The sequence below is a fragment of the Streptomyces sp. NPDC005195 genome, assembly GCF_040608315.1.
Taxonomy (GTDB): domain Bacteria; phylum Actinomycetota; class Actinomycetes; order Streptomycetales; family Streptomycetaceae; genus Streptomyces; species Streptomyces kaempferi.
The window spans coordinates 43622-62934 of sequence record NZ_JBEXHZ010000035.1 but is presented as its reverse complement, the minus strand read 5'-3'; the positions used below and the strand labels follow the sequence as shown (position 1 = coordinate 62934).

General features: G+C 67.9%; 19 protein-coding genes. 5 read left to right on the top strand and 14 right to left on the bottom strand.

Features of this window, described 5'->3' with window-relative positions:
• On the bottom strand, positions 1–645 hold a 645-nt coding region (locus tag ABZV34_RS27535), incomplete at its 3' end, for a transposase (protein WP_356282056.1).
• A gap of 353 nt (positions 646–998) precedes the next feature.
• On the opposite strand from ABZV34_RS27535, the gene ABZV34_RS27530 reads away from it, so the two are divergent.
• On the top strand, positions 999–1268 hold the full coding sequence (locus ABZV34_RS27530) for a hypothetical protein (protein ID WP_356282053.1): 270 nt from the start codon (positions 999–1001) through the stop codon (positions 1266–1268).
• A 204-nt stretch (positions 1269–1472) separates the two neighbouring features.
• Here ABZV34_RS27530 and ABZV34_RS27525 read toward each other — a convergent pair whose 3' ends face one another.
• From ABZV34_RS27525 to ABZV34_RS27490, 8 genes are all read right to left on the bottom strand, one after another.
• Positions 1473–1907 carry an NUDIX hydrolase gene (locus ABZV34_RS27525; protein ID WP_356282050.1) on the bottom strand — a complete coding sequence of 145 codons (435 nt, stop codon included), beginning with the start codon at positions 1905–1907 and terminating at the stop codon, positions 1473–1475.
• Between the two features lie 19 nt (positions 1908–1926).
• A complete protein-coding gene (locus ABZV34_RS27520) occupies positions 1927–2724 on the bottom strand; it encodes an STM4013/SEN3800 family hydrolase (RefSeq protein ID WP_356282047.1) in 798 nt (265 codons plus the stop codon).
• Positions 2721–3227 carry a hypothetical protein gene (locus ABZV34_RS27515; protein ID WP_356282044.1) on the bottom strand — a complete coding sequence of 169 codons (507 nt, stop codon included), beginning with the start codon at positions 3225–3227 and terminating at the stop codon, positions 2721–2723. The genes ABZV34_RS27520 and ABZV34_RS27515 overlap by 4 nt, the downstream gene beginning before the upstream one ends.
• Entirely contained in the window at positions 3220–3858 is a 639-nt protein-coding gene (locus tag ABZV34_RS27510; RefSeq protein ID WP_356282041.1) for a thymidylate kinase, read from the bottom strand. Before ABZV34_RS27510 ends, ABZV34_RS27515 begins: the two co-directional genes overlap by 8 nt.
• Positions 3855–4880 carry a radical SAM protein gene (locus tag ABZV34_RS27505; protein ID WP_356282039.1) on the bottom strand — a complete coding sequence of 342 codons (1026 nt, stop codon included), beginning with the start codon at positions 4878–4880 and terminating at the stop codon, positions 3855–3857. The genes ABZV34_RS27510 and ABZV34_RS27505 overlap by 4 nt, the downstream gene beginning before the upstream one ends.
• 134 nt (positions 4881–5014) lie before the next feature.
• Complete coding sequence (locus tag ABZV34_RS27500) at positions 5015–5440, bottom strand: hypothetical protein (protein WP_356282036.1); 426 nt, start codon at positions 5438–5440, stop codon at positions 5015–5017.
• Between the two features lie 109 nt (positions 5441–5549).
• Positions 5550–6137, bottom strand: a complete 588-nt coding sequence (locus tag ABZV34_RS27495) for a hypothetical protein (RefSeq protein ID WP_356282033.1) — start codon at positions 6135–6137, stop codon at positions 5550–5552.
• Positions 6134–6694 (bottom strand): hypothetical protein, encoded by a 561-nt coding sequence (locus tag ABZV34_RS27490; RefSeq protein WP_356282030.1) that lies wholly within the window; start codon positions 6692–6694, stop codon positions 6134–6136. Before ABZV34_RS27490 ends, ABZV34_RS27495 begins: the two co-directional genes overlap by 4 nt.
• 123 nt (positions 6695–6817) lie before the next feature.
• Here ABZV34_RS27490 and ABZV34_RS27485 point away from each other — a divergent pair, with 123 nt between their 5' ends.
• Positions 6818–8167 (top strand): hypothetical protein, encoded by a 1350-nt coding sequence (locus ABZV34_RS27485; RefSeq protein ID WP_356282027.1) that lies wholly within the window; start codon positions 6818–6820, stop codon positions 8165–8167.
• 561 nt (positions 8168–8728) lie between these two features.
• Here ABZV34_RS27485 and ABZV34_RS27480 read toward each other — a convergent pair.
• Positions 8729–9226: a hypothetical protein gene (locus ABZV34_RS27480; protein ID WP_356282024.1), complete on the bottom strand. Its 498-nt coding sequence runs from the start codon at positions 9224–9226 to the stop codon at positions 8729–8731.
• Positions 9227–9620: 394 nt separating this feature from the next.
• Between ABZV34_RS27480 and ABZV34_RS27475 the strand changes: the two genes are divergently transcribed.
• Positions 9621–11099, top strand: coding sequence for a S1 RNA-binding domain-containing protein (locus ABZV34_RS27475; RefSeq protein WP_356282021.1), 1479 nt, complete (start codon positions 9621–9623; stop codon positions 11097–11099).
• A 58-nt stretch (positions 11100–11157) separates the two neighbouring features.
• Here the strand turns inward: ABZV34_RS27475 and ABZV34_RS27470 are convergent, their stop codons facing one another.
• Complete coding sequence (locus ABZV34_RS27470; protein ID WP_356282018.1) at positions 11158–11949, bottom strand: methyltransferase domain-containing protein; 792 nt, start codon at positions 11947–11949, stop codon at positions 11158–11160.
• A gap of 658 nt (positions 11950–12607) precedes the next feature.
• On the opposite strand from ABZV34_RS27470, the gene ABZV34_RS27465 reads away from it, so the two are divergent.
• Both ABZV34_RS27465 and ABZV34_RS27460 read left to right on the top strand, forming a co-directional pair.
• A complete protein-coding gene (locus ABZV34_RS27465) occupies positions 12608–13150 on the top strand; it encodes a winged helix-turn-helix domain-containing protein (RefSeq protein WP_356282015.1) in 543 nt (180 codons plus the stop codon).
• Positions 13151–13197: 47 nt separating this feature from the next.
• Positions 13198–13674, top strand: a complete 477-nt coding sequence (locus ABZV34_RS27460) for a transposase (RefSeq protein WP_356282012.1) — start codon at positions 13198–13200, stop codon at positions 13672–13674.
• A 24-nt stretch (positions 13675–13698) separates the two neighbouring features.
• Here ABZV34_RS27460 and ABZV34_RS27455 read toward each other — a convergent pair whose 3' ends face one another.
• The 3 genes from ABZV34_RS27455 to ABZV34_RS27445 all read right to left on the bottom strand — a co-directional run bounded on the left by ABZV34_RS27455 (position 13699) and on the right by ABZV34_RS27445 (position 19097).
• Positions 13699–14523, bottom strand: coding sequence for a HEAT repeat domain-containing protein (locus ABZV34_RS27455; protein ID WP_356282009.1), 825 nt, complete (start codon positions 14521–14523; stop codon positions 13699–13701).
• Positions 14524–14776: 253 nt separating this feature from the next.
• Positions 14777–14983, bottom strand: coding sequence for a hypothetical protein (locus ABZV34_RS27450; RefSeq protein WP_356282006.1), 207 nt, complete (start codon positions 14981–14983; stop codon positions 14777–14779).
• A gap of 112 nt (positions 14984–15095) precedes the next feature.
• Complete coding sequence (locus ABZV34_RS27445) at positions 15096–19097, bottom strand: LamG domain-containing protein (protein ID WP_356282003.1); 4002 nt, start codon at positions 19095–19097, stop codon at positions 15096–15098.
• Positions 19098–19313 lie beyond the last annotated feature (216 nt).

Below are 19313 nucleotides of genomic sequence, written 5' to 3'. Positions count from 1 at the left end.
GTCCTGCTTGGTCTTGGAGGAGGGCAGGCGCCAGGTGTCGATCCGGTCTGCGTAGCGGCGGCTCCAGTCCTCCACGACCAGCGCCTGGCCCACCCGGTCGGGGCAGGCCGCAGCCAGGGCGTTCAGTGCCGCGCGCACGCTCTCGCCGACCAGCTCGAGCCGGTTCAGGTCCCGCACCGCGGCCACGATGTGCGTGGAGTCGGTGCGCTGGTTGCCGCCTGCCGCCACCAGTCCCAGCTCGCGCAGCCGCTCCAGCAACAGGTCCAGCACCCGCTCCTCCAACCCGTGGGCGACGACACGGGAGCGGAACTCCGACAGCACGCTGTGGTCGAAGCCCGGATCCTCCAGAGCCAGACCGAGTGCATACTTCCAGGACAGATTCTCCCGGACCTCGTCCGCGGCCTGCCGGTCGGTGAGGTTTGCGGCCTTCTGCAGCACCGTGACCAGTGCGAGCCGGCCCGGCGACCAGCCCGGCTTGCCCGCCCGCCCGAACCCGTCGGTGAAGGCCGCGTCCGGGAACAGCTCGCCCAGCCGGTCGCGGACCTGCACCGCCAGCGGGGATTCCCGCCTGCCCCGGTACATCACCTGGACCGCCGCCGCGATCTGCGGATCTGGTTCAGGCCAAGGCTGGGGCTGCACCGACACGACACGCTCCGATCCGAGAAGACCCACGAGTGATCACCAGCGCTCATGATCCACTGGCTCCTCGTCACGCTGCCACCCCTGGCGCACGGACAGACCCACGACCGATTCCGCCAGTCACCTCGTCGCCCGCCAACTCGGCTTGTCTCCACGACAGTTGGAATTAGCCACCAAGATCGCGCACTGCCCGCCAGGCGTCGACGTCGCCCGCTACCTGAACTACCACGAGGATCCGGGAGGGCTCTCACTCGCACTGGGGAGGAATGCGATCGCCAGCGTTCAGCGGATCGCGGTTCCGCTCCCTGACACCCGGGATGACGGGCTGGGTGCGCGTTGCCGTCGCGGCTCTTGAAGGCGTGAGCGACACCGCAGTCCCGGCGGCCGGCAAGTCGGCCCACCGCATGCGTGCGCTATGGCCGCGCGCCATCCTGGGCCGACAGCTCGGTGAGTCCCTGGCTGACAGACTGCCGGTCAATCTCCGGAGCCAGTTTAGGTCGGCCGCGGCGTTCGCCGATGGAGAAGATCCAGAGCGCTGGGCGCGACGGACCAGCGGCCTGTTCGATCTGATCGATGATCCGACTTTCGTGCTGGCTGAGCTCGACCACGGAGATCCCCAGGAGGTCTGAGAACGGCCTGTCCCGCTTCTGTGAGGGAGGAAGTCCTGTTGGGTGAGACAGGGCTGGGTGCCAGGGGCCTCCAGGGCGTGGCCGATTTCGGAGATGTGGATGGCTCCGGTAGCCGCCAATTGGTCGGCTGGTTCGAGGCGTATGCGGAGCCATTGTTGACCCTCGCGGCACACGAGGTGAGGGGCTTCCTGATGGCCGGGGGTGTCAGTCGCCCGTCGGCCGGTGGTCTGCGAGGAGCAGGGCCAGCGGTCCGGCGGGGAGGAGGAAGCGCCCCTCGTCCACGGCCTGGAGCGCGACGGGCATCGGTACCCACATCAGTTTGAAGTCCTGCTCGGTCTCGGTGAGTTCCTGCGGTCCGAGCGTCAGGTCGCGAGCCTCGAAGAGGTGAACGCGCGCCGTGGAGTTGAGGGTGATCGCGTGCGAGCCCAGAAGCGTCCACTCCCCGGCGGTCACACCGGCTTCTTCGCGGAGTTCCCGGCGGGCGCAGTCCAGCGGGGTCTCCCCGTCTTCACGGCGGCCGCCGGGCAGGAACAGGTACTCGCCTCCGTGGGCGGGGAAGTCGGCGCTCAGCAGGGCCACAAGGCCGTCAGCATTGCGCGCCACGACCACGGAGGCGTCACGCATGGATCCATCGCTCATGTGGAGCGAGCGTAGGCGGTCAGCCGTGCAGCCAGGCGGCGAACGGCACATTCCACACGGAGGGGTGAGCGATCCCACGGCCGTGGAAGCCGTCGTCTCCGTAGGCGTCGCCGTGGTCGGCGCACATGATGACCAGCCAGCGCCCGCGGTCGGCGAGCCCGTCCAGCAGCCGGCCTATGTGAGTGTCCGCGTAGGCGAGCGCTGCGGCCTGCGAGGCGGTGGTGTCGGTACTGCGGCCCAGGTAGTGACCGTGGGGGACGTGCGTTGCGGAGATGTTGACGAACAGGAACAGCGGGCGGCCACCGCGGTGACGGTCGGCGACGTCGAGGGCCTGGTCCACCTGGTGGCGCGTCGATTCGAGCTCGGGGGAGCAGAACGACGGCCGCCAGTGAGCTTCGTGGAACATCGCGGGAAGGACGGAGCCCAGTGGTGTCTCGCTGGAGAAGTAGGTGACGCCGCCCACGCACACGGTGCGGTAGCCGTGCTCGGCGAGGCCGTCGAGGAGGTTCGGGGCGTCGAACACGAACGTCTCAGAGGGCACCTGTTTGAAAGCCGGTGGGCGGCACTCCCAGAGCCGGGCCGGCTGCTGGGGCTGGGGCAGTTTGGGCAGGAAGCCGGAGAAGAACGCCATGTGCGCGGGCAGGGTGAAAGTCCCGGGCGTCTGCCGGCGTTCCCACCGGCCGCCCGGCAGAAGCCCGGCGAGGCGCGGAGCGTGGCCGCTCTCCAGCGCGCCGCGGGCGACGTCGTAGCGCAAGGAGTCGATCGTGGCGAACAGGATGTTGGTGCCGGACTCGATGATCTCTGCCGTGTTGATCACGGGCGGGCTTCCGTGGTCGCCTCGGAGGGCCAGCCTTCGATCGTCCCCTTGGCCCGGGAGTTCACCGGGATCGGGACGCGGTCGCGGTCGATGAGGTCGCGGATGCCCGCGAGCCCAGTGGTCTCGTCGAGGAGCTTGCCGTCCTTGGCGTACAGGCGGATCTGGACGGTGTCCCGGTCGGCCGCGGGGCTCGTGGAAATCCAGGCGGCCGAGGCTTCAAGAGGGCCCGTGGCCAGGGCCAGCAGTTCCGGTTCGGGCTGGTCGCCGAGGTACCGGACGTTGCAGGCGTAGTGCTGGGCGTTGATCGCCCCCTGGCACAGCTTGTGGGCGAACCTGACGCTGACCGGGTGCCCGTCGTGCGCCACGGCGAGCCGGGAGATCTGCGTGGTGACGACCATGCAGGCACCCAGCCACCATCCGACCGCATCGTGGATCTGGTCGGGGTAGCGGCCGACGGCGCCGCCGTCACGGATGACGGCGGCCGTGTCGATGGAGTTAAGCAACGTGGTGCTCCAGATCGGTGAGGACCCAGTCGGCGAGTTCGGCCGGCGTCTTGTCGTCGGTGTCGAGCCAGACGGCGGTCTCGTCGCGGTCGGCGACTCGGGCGAAGTTTTCGAGGAGCCGCGGGAGCCGGCCGGGGACGTTGAGCAGGTCGGTGTCGTCGCTCTTCACGTCGGTCTTGGTGGTCATCCGGTCGCGCAGCCTCTGCTCTGAGCAGCGCAGGTAGTAGGTGCGGGTCGGCAGCACCACGTAGGGGCGGAAGGGCGCGACGAGGGCGGTCACCATGTCGACGGGAACGCGGTGGACGGCGGCGTGGCAGGCGATGACGGACGACAGGTAGCGGTCGGCGACCACCGGACCGTGTGCCTGCGCGTGCCGTATCCGGTCGGAGGCGTGCAGCAGCCCGGACAGGTAGAACCCGAGCTGCGGCAGGGGCCGGAGCGTGCGGTTGACCTCCGTGGACCAGCCCGTGTGCGGGTCAGGCAGCGTGTGCAGGGTGGAGGCTTTCAGCCGGGAGGCGAGCAGGGAGGCCAACGTGCTCTTGCCGATGCCTGACACGCCCTCCAGGACGACGGTCGGGTGCGCAGGGGTCTCGTAGTAGAACGGCTCGTAGGGCGGCGGCATACGCGTCATAGCGTCCCCTCGGTGAAAGATGTGACGTGTCCGGCGACGGCTGCCACCATCCGTTCCGGGTCGGACAGGAGCTCGTTCACGTTCAGGCGCAGGTCATCGCGCAGCAGGCACGGCTGGACGCCGCCGTTGTGGTCCACGCGCAGGGCCCAGAAGCCCTCGACGCACTGGGGGCGCAGCGGGCAAGTGCCGCACTGGCCGACGTGATGCCGTCCGAGGTTCCGGTGGATCACGTCGATCTCTATGCCGTCGATGCGGAAAACGCGCCGGCCCTGGCCCACCCCCGCGATCTCGACGTGCTCGTCCTTCGTCAGCGTGCGCAGGTAGTGCAGGATCGCGTCCGCCGACACGGCCGAGCCGGCACGGGCTTCGTTGAAGTCCGTGCCCACCAGCTCGATGAACTGCACCGGCAGCCGGCGTTCGAGGGCCCAGTCGAGGATGCGTTCGACCTCGTGCGCGTTCTCCTTCTGGAGGAGGGTGTTCAGCTCGACTTGCGGGAAGATCTCCCGTGCTACCTCGATGCCGTCGAGGATGGTGTCGATGCTGATGCGGGTTCCCGCGATGGCTTTGAGGGTCTCGTCGGAGAAGTAGTGCAGCGACACCTTCGCCTTGTCCAGGCGGGTATGGGACAGCCACGACCGGTGGGTACGGATCCGGGTCCCGTTGGTGATCAGCGTGTAGGAGACGTCCGGGCCCGGCTCGGGCAGTCCTTCCAGGATCGGGCGGGCCATGGGGGAGGTCAGCGGCTCCCCGCCCGTGAAGTACACGCGCTTGAGGCCTGCGTCGACCAGCGAGCGGATGAGGGTCAGGTAGTCGGCCGCCGCCATCTGTTGAGGTCGCGGCTGCCGCGAGCGGTCCACCTTGGTCAGTGGGGGCGGAACGTCGCCCTCGTTGTGGCAGAACCAGCACGCGATGTTGCATCGCGGCGTGAAGGAGACGCGGAGTTGGCCGCGCAGGGCGGCGAAGTTCTGCAGGGCTGTGAAGTCGACAGCGTCGGCTCCTACAGGCCTGGTCAGCTCTTGCATGCTGGCCTCCATATCATCGGGTCGGACCGTCGCCGCACTGTCGGGGGAGGCAGTGCGGCGACGGGAGAGGGCCCGGCACTGATCCGTGGCGGGATGCGAAGCCACGCCCCGTGCCGGGAGTCTTGGAGCGCGCCTCAGTCCGAGGCGGGCAGGAACGTCAGGAACACACCGCGGGTGCCGAGGAAGTGGAGCAGTTCCTCGTACACCGCGTTGTCCGTCGTGATGGCGGGCTGGCCGATGGCGACGATGCCGTGCGCGAAGCCCTGCACCGCGTACCGAGAGGCCTCGGCGAAGCCCGCCCGCTCAGTGATCGAAGGCGCCTGGCCGAAGTCCCAGAAGCTGGTCAGCGCGAGTTTCCAGCCCAGCGTGCACACGTGAGCCTCGATGAGCTCTTGGTCCGCCCGCCGCTCGGCGACGGACGAGGCGAGTACGTAGGCCGCGACACGCACCGTACGCCGAGCCTTTTCGGCGACCTGCTGCTCGTACGAGCGCCGCAGGTTCTCCAGCCGCTCGTCAGCGGGAGCGGGGGAGAGATCAGGCCGTCCGCTGGGTGTGGTCACGCCGTGTCCTTCACGGTTGGGGGCCCTGCCACCGGGTGCCAGATCAGGGGTCCCGGCGGCAGGGCGTGGGCCGCGCGCGGCAGGGCGGAGCAGCCGCCGCACGCGGAGTTCAGGAGGTGGTGCTCAGGAGATGGCCGAGGAGTTCTTCGGCGGGTATGGGGCCCGGCCGGAACTGGTCGAGGGCGTCCCACAGCGGCAGCCGCGGGACGAGCCGGTCACCTCGGCACGGGCGCAGCCAGTACGGGCCGGGGGGCTCCGTATGGGTCATGGCGGGGAGGACGAGCTCGTACGGGGCGCCCAGGCACGTGCCCCACCGGTTGGGCTCCCAGACCGCGTGCGTGCCCGGCGGGACGAGCCAGATCAACCAGTCGTGTTCGGGGTCCGCGATCACCGGGCCGCACGCCGGCGCGGTGGGGCGCGCGCCGGGGATGCGCTGGATCTCGTCCATGAGCCGGACAGCCGAGGCTGCAGCCGGGCCGGCCGCGGTGACGACGATGTCGAAGAACGATCCGCCGAGCGGCAGTTTCAGCGGCGTCCCGCGCTGGAGGTCCATCAGGTTCCGCACCCGTGCGGCGAGATGGTGCATGTCCTGGGCGACGTCCTCGGGTTCGATGACCCGGGACGTGCTGCCGAAGGCCACGTGGCCCGGACCGCTTTCGAACTTCCGCTCACGCTGCGGTAATGGCGTCTGGTTCATGCGGCACCGTCCCAGGTCTGGGGGAGGAGGGCCTGAACGGTCTTCCCGATGACCGTGTTGGTGACGTCCCGTTTGGCGTCCCAGGACAGGACGCCGCGGTAATGGGCCACCCACCACAGCCCGGTCGGCCGTCCCGGGACTTCACTGCCCTGGTTGGCGACCTGCTGGAACCCGGGGAACTGCGGCAGGGCGTCATCGACCTCGATGGCGAGAAAGCCGTCGGAGAAGCCGAACACGCGCAGCGTCACGATCCCGCCGTCGCTGGGGAAAGCCTTGGCGTGCCGGACGGCGTTGTCGACGAGCTTGTCAGCAACCCGGGAGGCCTGGTCGGCGTTGCCCGCCCAGTGATGCCTGACCCACGGCATGACACGGATCCGCGCGTTCGGCCCAGCACCCCGGTTGGCGGTCAGGTGGCAGGACTCCAGGAACGTCGCGGAATCCTTCGTGCGCGGCAGCAGCACGACCGTGCCGGCGGCCGGTGCTGGGCCCGCTGCGTCTGCGGTGGTCGCTCCCCCGTGGGCGGGGGGTGTGGGGGTGGCTGAATGCTGCGCGTTCACGGGGGCTCCCTAAAGGATCGCTTCTCGTAAGAGGTAATCGCTTGGTGACGCTCTGCGGGTACCGTTGGTAGCTGGTGGGACCGTGAACACCGTGAACGCCATGAGCTGTCGGGAGTTGAGTACATGGCCACGAGGAAACGAACGCCCAACCCTGCCCTGGACAGGCTGCTTGAGCAGGCACGTTGGACGCGCACACAGCTTGCTCAGCAGGTCAACAGGCTCGGTCCGCAGGCTGGGTTGGATCTGACGTACGACCGGACGGCGGTAGCGCACTGGATCGCTGGTACGCCGCCGAAACCGCAGGTCAGGCCGCTGATCCTTGAAGCGCTGTCCGCGCGCTTAGGCAGGCCGGTCACGCACGCGGAGGCTGGCCTGCAGCCCGCTCTGCCCGTCGGTGGCTCTCTCGCAGTCGACACTGTGGAGGAGTTGATCGACCTCGGAAGGGCGGACATGGACCCATCTCGTCGAAGCCTCCTGGCTGCGACACTGTTCACTGCGGCACTCTCGGTGCCTGCCTTTCAGCAGGGTGCACGGGCGGCCAGCGAGCCGATAACGCCGGGCAAGGCCACCACTCGGATCGGAGCGTCGCAGGTCGCCTCGGTCCGGTCGATGACGAAGCGTATCGCGGACATCCTCGACGAGTTCGGGGCCGGGCACGCGCGCCCGATGGCTGCCGCGTTCCTCGTCAACACCGTCGGGCCGTGGCTTCGAGCGCAGGCCTCCGAGCCGGTGAAACAGGACATGCTTGCCGCTGCGTCCGATCTGACGTACCTCACCGGCTGGATGGCCATGTACGAGAAGGCCCACGGCCTTGGCCAGACGTACTACGTGAACGCGCTCAAGCTCGCCAACGAAGCGGAAGACCACGTTACCTACTGCCGGACCCTGCGCGGCATGTCGCTGCAGGCGTCGAGTCTGAGGCACGGGCGTATGTCCCTTGAGCTCGCGGACTCGGCTGCAGAGGCGGCACCCTCGGCCGGCCCTCGGCTCGTGGCCTTCTTACGCGGGCAGCAGGCGCACGCGGCTTCCATGGTGGGTGACCGGCGGCAGGCTCATACCCGGCTCCGGGAAGCCGAGACGGCCCTGTCGAGGGCGGACAACCGGCGGGACGCGATCGGCGGATACGACAAGACCGCCTACCTGTTCCACGTGTCGCACGTGCTCATGGAAGAGGGAGACTTGGAGGGCAGCATCGCAGCGGTGCGGCAGTCCATCCGGCTGCAGCCCGCTCAAGAGCGCCAAGGCCGTGTCCACGCCTACGCCGTGCTCGCACAGCGCCAACTCCGCATCGGGCACGTGGATGCGTCGTGCGACTCGTGGGGGCGATTCCTGGACGAGTACGAGCATGTCTCGTCCGTACGCGGTGACGACCACTTCGGCACCATGCGCAAAGAGCTCGCCCCGTACGCGACATCCCGCTCCGTCAAAGAGCTGGGCGGGCGCGCCCGCGAGGTGGCTGCGGCCAAGGGCTGAAACGCCGGGCGCCTCCGGAGGAGCTGCCAGCAGCCCCCGGAGGCACCCGTCACGATAGGGCCATCCTGCTTCATACAGGTCGGCCAGGACGAGATTGCCGCTTTGGTTCTTGGCGGCCGATGAACGACTAACCCGCGTCTTCGCCCGGCGCCGGGCCGTGGCGGGGGAGCTCCGAGCGCGGTGAGCTGCTGTTGGGCGTAGTGGCTGCCCTGCTCCTGGCGGCGGATCTTCCGCGCGTGCTCCACTATGGAAGACGGTGCCGTCGGGCAGGAGCTTGACCGTGCGGGCGGTGGCTCGGCCGGCGTATACGGCGTTCGTCGCGGCGTAGTCAGCCGTCTCCAGCGTCACCAGTGCTCACCGTGATGATCCGCACCGCCCGCTGACCCGGGCGGTGCCCGCAACAGCTCTCTGGACTTGGCGAGTCCTGCCCGGCACATGCTCCGAAAACTGCTGTGTGGCGGGGCCGCCGCCTGCACAACGGCACCGCGTCGAGCAGGTCCTGGGGCTGACGTCGTGCGGGCGCGGCTGTCGGCAGGGACGTGCGGTGGCTGGACGTCGTGTTTAGCAGCCGCCGCAGTTGTAGTAGAGGACGTCCCAGTGGTTGCCCTCGTCGGCGTAGATGTTGCCGGAGGCGGACTTGTATTGTGGCGCCCCGTCACCGCGTAGTCTGATGTAGGTGAAGTTGCTGTTGATGTATGCGGTGACGCAGCTGTTTTTGCCGTAGTCGAGTTTGTAGCCGTTCCAGTGCGAGTACGTGCCGCTGGCGTGGCCGGTCTTGGTGCCGCCGGTGATGTTCAGCGTGCAGCCGCTGGCCCCTTTCAACGTCTGGGCGCCCTGCGCGGTGGCGAGGTTGAGCTGCTCGAAGGACGTGCAGGTGGGGTTGTTCCGGTCGGAGCAGCCGCCCGATGAGGACCAGGTGATGCCGGACGAGCGGAGCATCGAGGTCGCCGTGGCGTGGCTGATCTTGGTGACGGCGAAGGCGTCGGTGGAGGTACCGATGACGGCCACGCCCGGGGCGACGACCAAGGTGAGGGCGGTCAGGACGGAACGGAGCTTCATGAGGGACCCTTCCTGCGGATGACCGTGCTTCCTGTGGGGGCGGTTGTGCAGGCGGTGCACGGGAGATGATGCCGGGGGTCTACGCGCGTTCGCCAGAGGGCGTCGGAACCTGCCCGGCCTGAGGACCAGACTGCACCGGCGCGCTGGCGCCGGCACCGCTCACCGACCTCGCCGGCGCATGACCCCCACTGCCGCATACACGGAGGAACCAGCGTGATGGAAAAACCCCAGGCCGACTGCGGCTTCAGCCGCATGCCCTTCGGCGGTGACCTCGCCCCCGGCATGCTGAACCGCCACACATCGCCCTTGTGCACCGGCCGCACTGGCGTCCGCGAACTCGCAGAGCGCTGGCTGCCTTCAGTGGTGGCATCGTCGGCTCGGGCGGGGCGGTGACGTGCTGCCTTACGTGTATCGGGTCACCAAGTACGACCCGGCCGACCGGGACCAGCGGGGAAGCTACATCGGCACCGAGCCCGCGGTCAGTGACCACGGGCCCGTCGAAGCCGCCTACCTGGAGGCCGTGATCGCCTTCGCGCACGAGAGCGGCGTCGGCGAGTTGGCTGTCCGGGAGCCGCATCTCGCCGGATTCGGCCACTTCGGGGTAGAGCCGCCGGTCGACGGCTCCGGTGTGGCCGGCCTGTTCCCCGATGGACTCGCCGGATTCCACGACGGTGCGCAGGTGCCGATCACGGTGGCGGCGGAAATCGTCCGGGCCATGCTCCGGGACAACGGTGCCTGGTGCCGCCTGGAGGCGGAGGGGGCCATGACGGTGCACGTCGGCTGGGACCAGTACCTCTACATCGGCACCAGCCAGCACTGCACAGCAGCCGTGGCCCGCAGCCGCGCGCTCGGGCTGTTCCCGGAACGCCTTGACGCATCACCGTACGACTTCGCCCCGGACGACCCCGCGTACGTGCAGCGACCGGCCGACGCGGACTTCTGGGCCCGCCTGAACTGGGTGGTCAGCGTCCACAGCGCCACGTTCCTGGAGGAGACTTCCACCGCGAACGCTGCCCGGTGGCACCGCCTGACCCGCGACAACATCGAGACGGTGCGCTCCCGACTGGCTCCCCGCGCGCAGTTGACGGTCTGGCCCGACCTGTTCACGGACGTCGACACAGCCGTTGCGGCCCTGCCCGACGAGGGCCTCGTGGAGCTTGTCTGGGAGGACGAGAGCGGACCGATCACCAGCGCGGTCGCCGACGAGACCCAGTTCGCGGCAGTGGCGTCCCAACTCGCGGCCGCGTCCGCCGCCGCCGTCCTGCCCATGCATGCCGATGCGCGTCAGCCGCTGTTCACTGCTGTACTGCCCGACAGCGACGGTGTTCTGTGCGCTCGCTGGCAGACGGAGCCGACGCCGAGCGACCGGGACTGGGCGTTCCTGAAGACCCTGCGGCGCAGCCAGGTTGTGTCCGGCACGGTGACATCCATCGCCGACTTCGGCGTCACCTTCGTGGACATCGGCGGCTTCACCGCGATGATCAACATTCCGCAGCTGTCCTGGCGTCCCGTCGACCATCCGTCCGACGTCGTCAGCGTCGGCCAGGAGATCACCGCCGAAGTCCTCGACGTCGACATGATCCGGGAACGGGTGCCGCTGTCACTACGGGCCCTGCAGGAGGACCCGTGGCCGCAGATGTCGCGGAGGATCGGGCAGGTGGTCACGGGACCCGTCACCAAGATCGCGCCCATCGGTGTCTTCGTCCGCATCGAAGACCGGAGAGACGGCTTCGAGGGGCTCGTAACCACCGGCGAACTGGGCGGATCGCCCAAGGGTGTCATCGAGGTCGGTGACACTCTCAGGGTGAAGATTATTGACGTCGATCCTGTTCGGCGCCGTATCGCCCTCTCACAGAAGCAGGTCGGCCGGTGACAACGCGGACGCGTTGCTGCTGGCACGATGATGTTGCCTGATTCTTCTTCGCGGACGGTCATCTGGTCAGGCCTATGAGCGCGCAGGCCCGGACCTGTTCGATGAACGGCTGGGCTGTCGGCAGGGCCTGGCGGATGTGTTCGGCGAACGCTGCACGGTCCTGCGGTGCGGGCAGTTCGCCCTCGGGTATCGCGGAGTAGATACCGCCGATGAGCTGGTCGAAGTCCAGTTCGTCGCTGCACTCGGTCACGACCTCCTGCACATCGTGAAAACCGGCGCCGTCAAGGGCCCGGGCGTACGCCCGCCGGTCCTGTGTGCTGGTGCCGCACATCGCCGAGAGCTCTGTGCCGAAGTGGCGCTCCAGACAGGTCCTGAGCGCACGAGACCACGAGCTGCCCTGGAGCCAGAGCGGCGTCCCGTTCGCGACCACGGCGATGCCGCCTTGCGGGCGCAACAATGGCTTCAGGTCGCGGAAAAGGTCCTCGTGCCGCATCCAGTGGAGAGCCTGTCCGATGACGGTCATCGCCAGGGAACGGGGCCCCGCCAGCTTGCCGATCGCGGGAACGTCAGTGTCGCCTCCCACGACCCACGTCGCATTTGTCACGCCCTGCCCCGCGGCGCTCTGTCTGGCCAGGAGGAGCATGTCCGGCTCAGGGTCCATGCCGATCACCGAGCGGACCCGTGAGGCGAGAGGAACGGCGAGCTGCCCCGTTCCGCATCCCAGATCGAGAACCGCGTCGTCGGTGGTCAGGGCGAAGGCTGCTTGCAGTGCGTCGAACAGCTCGGACGGGTAACCCCGCCGGAACTTCGCGTAGTATTCGGCGACCTCACCGCCAAATCCCAAAGTCATGGACTCACCCTGCCCCGCCGCCAGCCGGGCAGAACCAGCCCGCTGGAGATGATCGCTACCGGCTGAAGAGCGCAGTGCAGGCCGACGGACCTCAGGGCCGGGTGTGGCCGTCAGCCGGCAGTGGTCTGCACGGATGGTCCGGCACGAGGCGGACGTGGCTGTGTGCCCCAGCGGTCTGCAAGCGCGGCCCCGCGGGCCATCCTTGGTGAGTGTTGCGGTGGTGATGCCGTGCTTGAGCTCGAGGTCGGCGGCGACGCGGCTGGCTATCTCACCGTCGGCGACGCAGACGGCCGTGGTGGATAGCGGCGGCCTGGGCGGCCAGGCGGACCCTGGGATTGGGCCCAGGGTCTGCCGTAGACGTCGCCGCTCTCGTCCAGCCCAGCTCAGCCCAGTCGGACCGGTTCGGTCAGGGGTGAATTGGGCCTGCTCGGTGGCTTCGCCGACGGGTGCGTTCGGCTCTGTGCCGCGGCCTCGCAGGTTCACGGAGCTCGCCCAGCTCACGCTGCGGTGGGCGGCGTGAGCTTTCGGCGGCCGGTAAAGGCACGCCGGGTCACTCGTCCCAGGTGCTCCTGTTCTCGGCCCGGCCGTCTAGAGATCTTTAACGGTGCGGGTTACGTCAAGTCGTGACGGTTGTCGTGAGCCGCGCTATGCAGGGGGAATGAGGTATCCCGATGGCGGTGGATTGACGGCCGGGGAACGGGCTCGGCGCGAGCAAGTCCGGCTCGCAGCCGCTGACCTGATCAAGGCCGGAGCCAGTGACCGGGAGGTGGCCCGGCGGTTCAGGGTGACCCGGATGTCGGCGAACCGCTGGCGGCGGGCGTTGACTTCGGGTGGTCGGCAGACCCTGGCCTCCAAGGGTCCCGGCGGGGCCCGCTGCAAGCTCAATGCGGGACAACTCCGTGTTCTGCAGACGGCGTTGGATGCCGGTCCGGCCGCCTCCGGCTGGAGTGACCAGTGCTGGACGCTGGCCCGGATCGCCGAGGTCGTGCGCCGCCGGTGCGGTGTGGAGTACACCCTGGCCGGGCTGGACCTGCTGCTGCACCGCATCGGCTGGAGCGTGCAGGTCCCCTCCCACAAGGCCACGGAGCGGGACGAGGTGAAGATCGCTGCCTGGAAGGACGAGCAGTGGCCCGTCATAAAAAGAGGGCGGCGGACTTGGGCGCCTGGCTCTGCTTCGAGGACGAAGCTGGCCAGGGCCTGAGGCCGCCCAAGGGTCGAACCTGGGGCCGACGGGGCCACACCCCGGTGGTGCAGGTCACCGCCGCAGGCACCAAACGCGTCTCGATGGCCGCGCTGATCTGCACTAAGGCAGGCCACCGGCCACGGTTGATCTACCGCATCCACCTCGTCCGTGGGCCCGCTAAGGGCCGGCGGAAGGGTTTCGCCGCGACGGACTACGCTCACCTGCTGGATGCCGCGCACCAGCAGCTCGGCGGCCCCATCGTTCTGGTCTGGGACAATCTGAACACGCACGTCAGCCGCACCATGCGGGAGCTGATCGCCGCTCGGTTATGGCTGACCGTGTACCAGCTGCCGCCGTACGCTCCCGAGCTCAATCCCGTCGAGGGCGTGTGGTCGCACCTGAAGAGGTCGCTGGCCAATCTCACCAAACACAGTCTCGACCAACTCACCGCTCTGGTGAAGACACGGCTGACACGAATGCAGTACCGCCCCCGCCTCATCGAGGGCCTCATCGCCAAGACCGGACTCGGCCTCTGTGTCTGAGTGTTGTAGATAGCCTCTTGGCGGTCAGCTCGTCGGCAGTTCCAGGACCGCGCGTGCGGCATCGCGGACATCCGAGTCTTTGTCTGCCGCAAGCCGTTCGAGCGCGGCGCGGACGTGCGGGCCCGGCCGTCGGGCCAGGGACCATGCGGCCCAGAACCGAACCCCGCGATCTGTGTCGTCGGTGCGGGCCACAAGCAGGTCGGTGACCGTCTCATCACGCGATGAGCCGAGGGCCGCCACGGCTGCCCCTCTGACCTCGGGGGCGGGATCGCGGGTGCCCGCGCTGAGGAGGGACAGGGCCCGCGGGGGATTCCCCATGCCGAAGATGGAGCCGAGGGTGCTCATCACGTCGGCGCGCACCCGCGGGTCAGGGTCGGACGCCGCGTCGGCGACCGTCCCGAAGAACTTCGTCCCGCCGAAGTCGATGACGCTCAGGCCCCAGATGCCGACCAGCCGCGTCCCGGGGTCGTCCGAGGCGACGCAGCCCAGGACCAGCCTGAGCGACGCCTCGGGCCAGGAGGAGAACAGGTCGAGGAGGTCGAGCTCCAGAGTGTCCCCGTCGTCATTGCGATCACTAACCCTCGCCCGTAGCAGGGCGGGCAGGGCCGCCGCGCCGCAGGCGCCCGCCAGGACATGGGCGATCCGGTCCCGCGCGAAGGAGTCGTCCGCGTCGACGTGACGGGCGAGTCGACGCTGCAGCTCCGGACGCAGGAACGCCGCCGCCGGTGTTCGCAGTCGTTCCACCAGCGGCTCCACCAGACGGTGCGCTCCGGGCCCGCGTTCGGTGTTCGTGGCAAGCCGCGCGTCCAACTCGCTCAACACACGTCGCAGTTCCGCGCGCTTCGTCACCCCGTCCCCTGACACACCATCCCCCGTCATGCCGCTCACCCTACGGGGCGTGTGGTGTCACCACCCTCCAACACCGCTCGCACGGTCAGCGGCGCAGGCCCGCAACGACGGTTGTCCGACGCTGCGGGAACTCTCCCCAGGCTGAGTTGCAAACCCAAGCCGTAACCTCAGCCGTTAAAGATCTGTAGACGTGCTTGTGCGAGTTGTGCGTTAACCGGGCGTGTGATTCGGAGTGCTTGTTTTTGCATGCGGGTCAGCTGTCAGTCAGGACAAGGGCTGCACCGGTCAGTATGAGGAAGAGTCCGAGCGTGATGCCGATCCAGCCGAGGGTGACAAGAAAGACTGGCCTGTGAATCATCGGCGAGGATGAGGCCGCACCTTGGTTCAGATGCCGACGGCGTATGCCAAATGCCTGAATACCTGCAAGTATTGCAAAGATTCCTATAATGATATACTGCATTTAAACTACTCTTTTCTTGGTTTTTCTGTTGCGCTTACCGCCGATGGGAGGCGGTGCAGTCGATGTCCGCACCCGGAACCTCCGGGTGCGGACATCGGGAATGGCCGGTTCGTCAGTCGAGTTGGCTGACCTTGGGCAGGTCGCCGTTGGCTGCGGCGTCGGCCGGGGGGAGTGCGTTGGGGTAGATGCGGACGTTGCTAATGGTGCCGTTGGTGTATTCGCCGTAGGTCCCGGATGCGAGTTTCCGGCCGATCTGGACGGGGCCGGTGGCGTTCCAGGGCGTGTATGTCCAGTCGTTGGTGGACACGAGTTTCCCGTCGACGTAAAGGTGGATCTCCTTGGCGGAAGCGTCGTAGATGCCGACGAGGTGGGTCCAACGACCGGCCACCGGTTTGCCGCCGTAGGTTGCTCGCCAGACGGCGCCGGTGGCGTCGGTGCTGTGCCGGCCGAACGCCCAGGCTTGGGCGCCGGAGGAGTAGTAGAGCTGGAAGCCGTTGTTGGTGGTGCCGTTCTGGGAGAGGAATGTGCTGTTGGCAGTCAATGAGTTGAGCTTGGCCCAGGCGGAGACGGTGAAGCTCTTGGAAGTGTCGACGGCCGGCCCCGTCGTATTGCCGTAGCCGGTGGTGCCGTTGAGGGTGACTGCGTTTCCTCGGTCGGTGTCGCTTGTCCAGGAGTAGCCGCCGGACAACGTGGCGTTGAGTGTGCCGGTGCTGTCGGCGGTGGTGGTACCGCTGCCTTCAGCGAGCTTCCACCAGTGGGTGGCGGTGTCTGTGACCGATCCGAGCGTGACCGGTGAGGCGAAGCCGTAGGTGGGCGGCGAGGTCAGGACCGGGCTCTGGCGATAGTTGTACTCGACCAACTGTCCGAAGGGGCCGAGAGCGTAGAGGTCGGGGTTGCCGTCCGGGGCGCCGGGGTTGGTGTCGCCGGTCTGGACGGGGCTGTTGACGTCGCCGGGGGAGGCGACCACGGGGTAGAGGGTCGGTGACAGGGTGAGCCCGAGGCTGGTGCGCGCGGTCGGATGGAGCAGGGCCGGCAGCAGGGTGGTCGGGTCGACAGTGACCGGGTAGCTGTACAGCTGGCCGGTGGCGTTGTCGCGGGACCATAGGACCGGCTTGTCCTTGAAGGTACCGGCTGCGATGAGGGTCTGGGTGGTCCAGTCACCGTCGCCGAGCAGAATCGGGTTCTTCAAGTGGTATCCGCCGTCGGACTGGTATATCCAGAGTTCTTTGTTCTCGACGGTGATGACGGCGGGATAGTCGTCGGTGTTGCCGAAGACGTTGCCTGGGGCGATGAGTTGGCTGATATTCCAGTTCGTGCTGTTGTAGTCGGTGGTGCGGCAGCGGGTGTCGTCCGCGACGACATCGGAGGGTGCGCAAGCGTCCTTGACGACGCGGTCAAAGCGCCTGTCGACGAAGCCACCGAAGGTGGACCAGGGCTTTCTCGGAATGGCCGCGTCATCGACCGGATCGAGGTCGTTCTTGACGATGTAGAGGTTCTGGCTGGTCTTGTTGTACGCCCAGAGGTCGTCGCCGTTGGCGCCGTGCAGGTTGCCACGGTGGGTGATGAGGTAGTTGTTCCAGCCGGTGCCGTCGGGTGAGTCCTCCTTGGTGGACACGGTGACCGGGCTGGTGACGGCCGGTGGGGTGTCGGTGACCGGGTCGCTGTGGACGGGGGCGGTGGCCTGTGCGGGGTCCTGGTTGCCGGGGACGAGGTCGAGGTCGCCGGTCTTGGTGGTGGCGAGCAGGTCCGGAACGCCGTCACCGGAGATGTCACCCGGCTTGATTTTCGTCGCCGGATTCCACGGCACCGTGAAAGTGTAGCCAGCGGTGCTGGTGGAGATGTTGCCGGCCTTGTCGACGCCGGCGACGTACAGGGTGTGTACACCCCAGTCCTGGATGGGGACTGGGATGGTGGTGGTGGAGCGGCCCTGGCTGTCGGTGCCGGAGGCCGGGGCGGTCTGGCCGTCGGCGTCGGTGGGTGGCGAGTCGAGCTGCCACAGGAAGGACTTCATGCCGCTGGACTTGCACGTGCCAGGGTCGCAGGTGTCGTCGCTGGCGGGGGCGTCGGTGCCGGCCACGGTGAAGGCGGTGGTCTTACCCGGGCCGGCGTAGACGGGGTCGCCGTCTCTGGCAGTTCCGACCTGCGGGAAGGAGGGGTTGCCGGAGATGTCAGGGGTGGGCGGAGCGGTGAAGTCGGTGTTGAACCAGCAGTGGTCGGACTTGCCCGAGGTCAGGTTCTGGTCGGGTGAGTCGTCCTCGGCGTAGACGTCCCAGCCGTACTGGTGGCCGTCCTTCAGTGTGGCTCCGATCGGCATCGCTGCGTCCGTGCCGGAGGCCAACCAGCCGCTGTCCGGGGTTGAGACGGAGGCGCCGTTGCCGTCGCCGTCGGGGTCGATGGTGCGGTCCCAGACGTAGTAGTGCGCTTTGACCTTCTCGCCGGAGATCTGGCTGGTGACAGTCGAGTGCAGGGTGATGTTGCTGCCGGCGTCGGAGTAGGTGGTGGAACCGATCCAGCCCACGCTGCTGGTGGTGCAGGCGGCCGAGGCGCCGCTGGCGGCCGGCGTGGTGTGCAGACTGGTGGGGATACCGGGCGGGATGTCGAACTTGGTGGTGAGGGTCAGCGTGGTGGAAAGGCGCAGGTAGTCGTCGTTGCTCGACGACTCCGATTCGTTGCCGTACAGGCCGATGGTCCAGGTGTTGGTGCCATCGCCGAAGGTGCCGTCCGCGTCGTAGCCGTTGCCGTCCTGGTCGGCGATCTTCTGGGCCTGGTCGGTGACGTGGAAGGTGGCGGTGCTGTTGCTGCAGGAACTGCCTGAGTTGGCGCCGCTGGGCACTGTGTCGGTCACTGTCGGGAAGGCGGTGTCGTGGACGCCGGGACGGGACAGCCAGTCGGTGCTGGAGCTGATCGCGTTGGTGGTGTGGAGCGTGAGCGGCTGGTCCTGGCTGCAGTTGAAGCTTGCCGCGTACGTGGTGGAAATCTTCACGTAGGCGTCGTAGACGACGAACGAGGAGTGCAGCCCACTGGTGTTGATCGCCCAGTACGAACGCTCCAGGCCGACACCGCAGGCTCCACCCCATCGCTGGTAGCCCGCACCCTGGCCGTTGGTCTGCGCCTTGTCGTACTGCGGGGAGTTGTCGCAGGTCGAGCTGGAGTAGACCTCGGTGTAGTGGCCGGCGGTGGAGGTGACCGGATTGGTGTAGGGGTCGATGTACACCGGGTAGGTGGTGTCGGGATCGGCGAGCATGTCCGCGTCTGGAGTCAGCGTTACGGCTTTGCTGGTTGCGGTCATGGCGACTGGCTCGGTGTCGGCTTCCGGACCGGGGCCCTCCACCGAGGACGATCCGTCGGTCAGCGGTCCGCCAGGCTTGGCCGGTGTGATGGAGGAGTCCCACATCAACGGCTGAGGGGTGGTGTAGGCCAAGTTGCCCTCGGCGGTGGTCGCCTTCATCGTGTCGGAGTCGGTGGTGGCCAGCGTCAGGTCGTGGGCATCGACCGCCAGCTTGAGTTGCTGCAGTTGAGGGTCAGCCGCGGCGTGTGCGTCATGAACGACAAGGACGTCGCTGAATCCGCCCTGATCGGTGACGGATACCGACAGGTCGACGCCGGGAAGCACCGAGGGGTAGAACGCGGTGTCGTTGTCGACGGTCGGTGCCGGCAACTTGAAGGGCAGGGTCAGAGCCATGCTGGGTCCGTCAGCGTGGGTGAGGGTGACCAGTGGGCCGTCTCCCCCGCCCGAGAGGGTCACTGCGTTCGGCGTGGCCCTGGGCGTGTAACCGCCGTGCCCGTCGGCTACCAGTGTGGAATCCACTGGTGCCCATACGCCGTCTTTGAGGACACGGGTGGGCAGTGCGCTGGTGGTGTTGGTGAAGGTGCCGTCCGGCAGTGCTTCGGTCGTGGAGACCTCGGTGGTCAGTGCGTCGACGGGGACGTTCTTTCCGGTCGAGAGGGCCTCGGCCCGGGCTGCGAGGAGCGGGTCCGACGGGGCGGGTGTGGCGTCGTCGGCCACGGCGGGGAGCTGGGGGAGGGCTACAACCAGGCCTAGTGCGGTGGCGATCAGGGCCAGTTTGCCGGCCGCAACGGCGCGTCTGCGGCGGTTGCGTATCGGAGGTCTCAACACCGGTCGGGCTTCCTTCGGTTCGCGGGGCAGCGGGATGGGGAAGCCCGTGTGCCACAGAGGTCTGTGAAGTGATCAATTTCGACACAGAACCTACACAGGATCCGTCATAAACATGCATGGTCTTGTCATGGAAATGGCAAAGGGCCTTGAGTGGCGATCATGGCCGTACCTAGCCTCCACACGATCACTCACCTGTGGTCTTGCTGCATGACG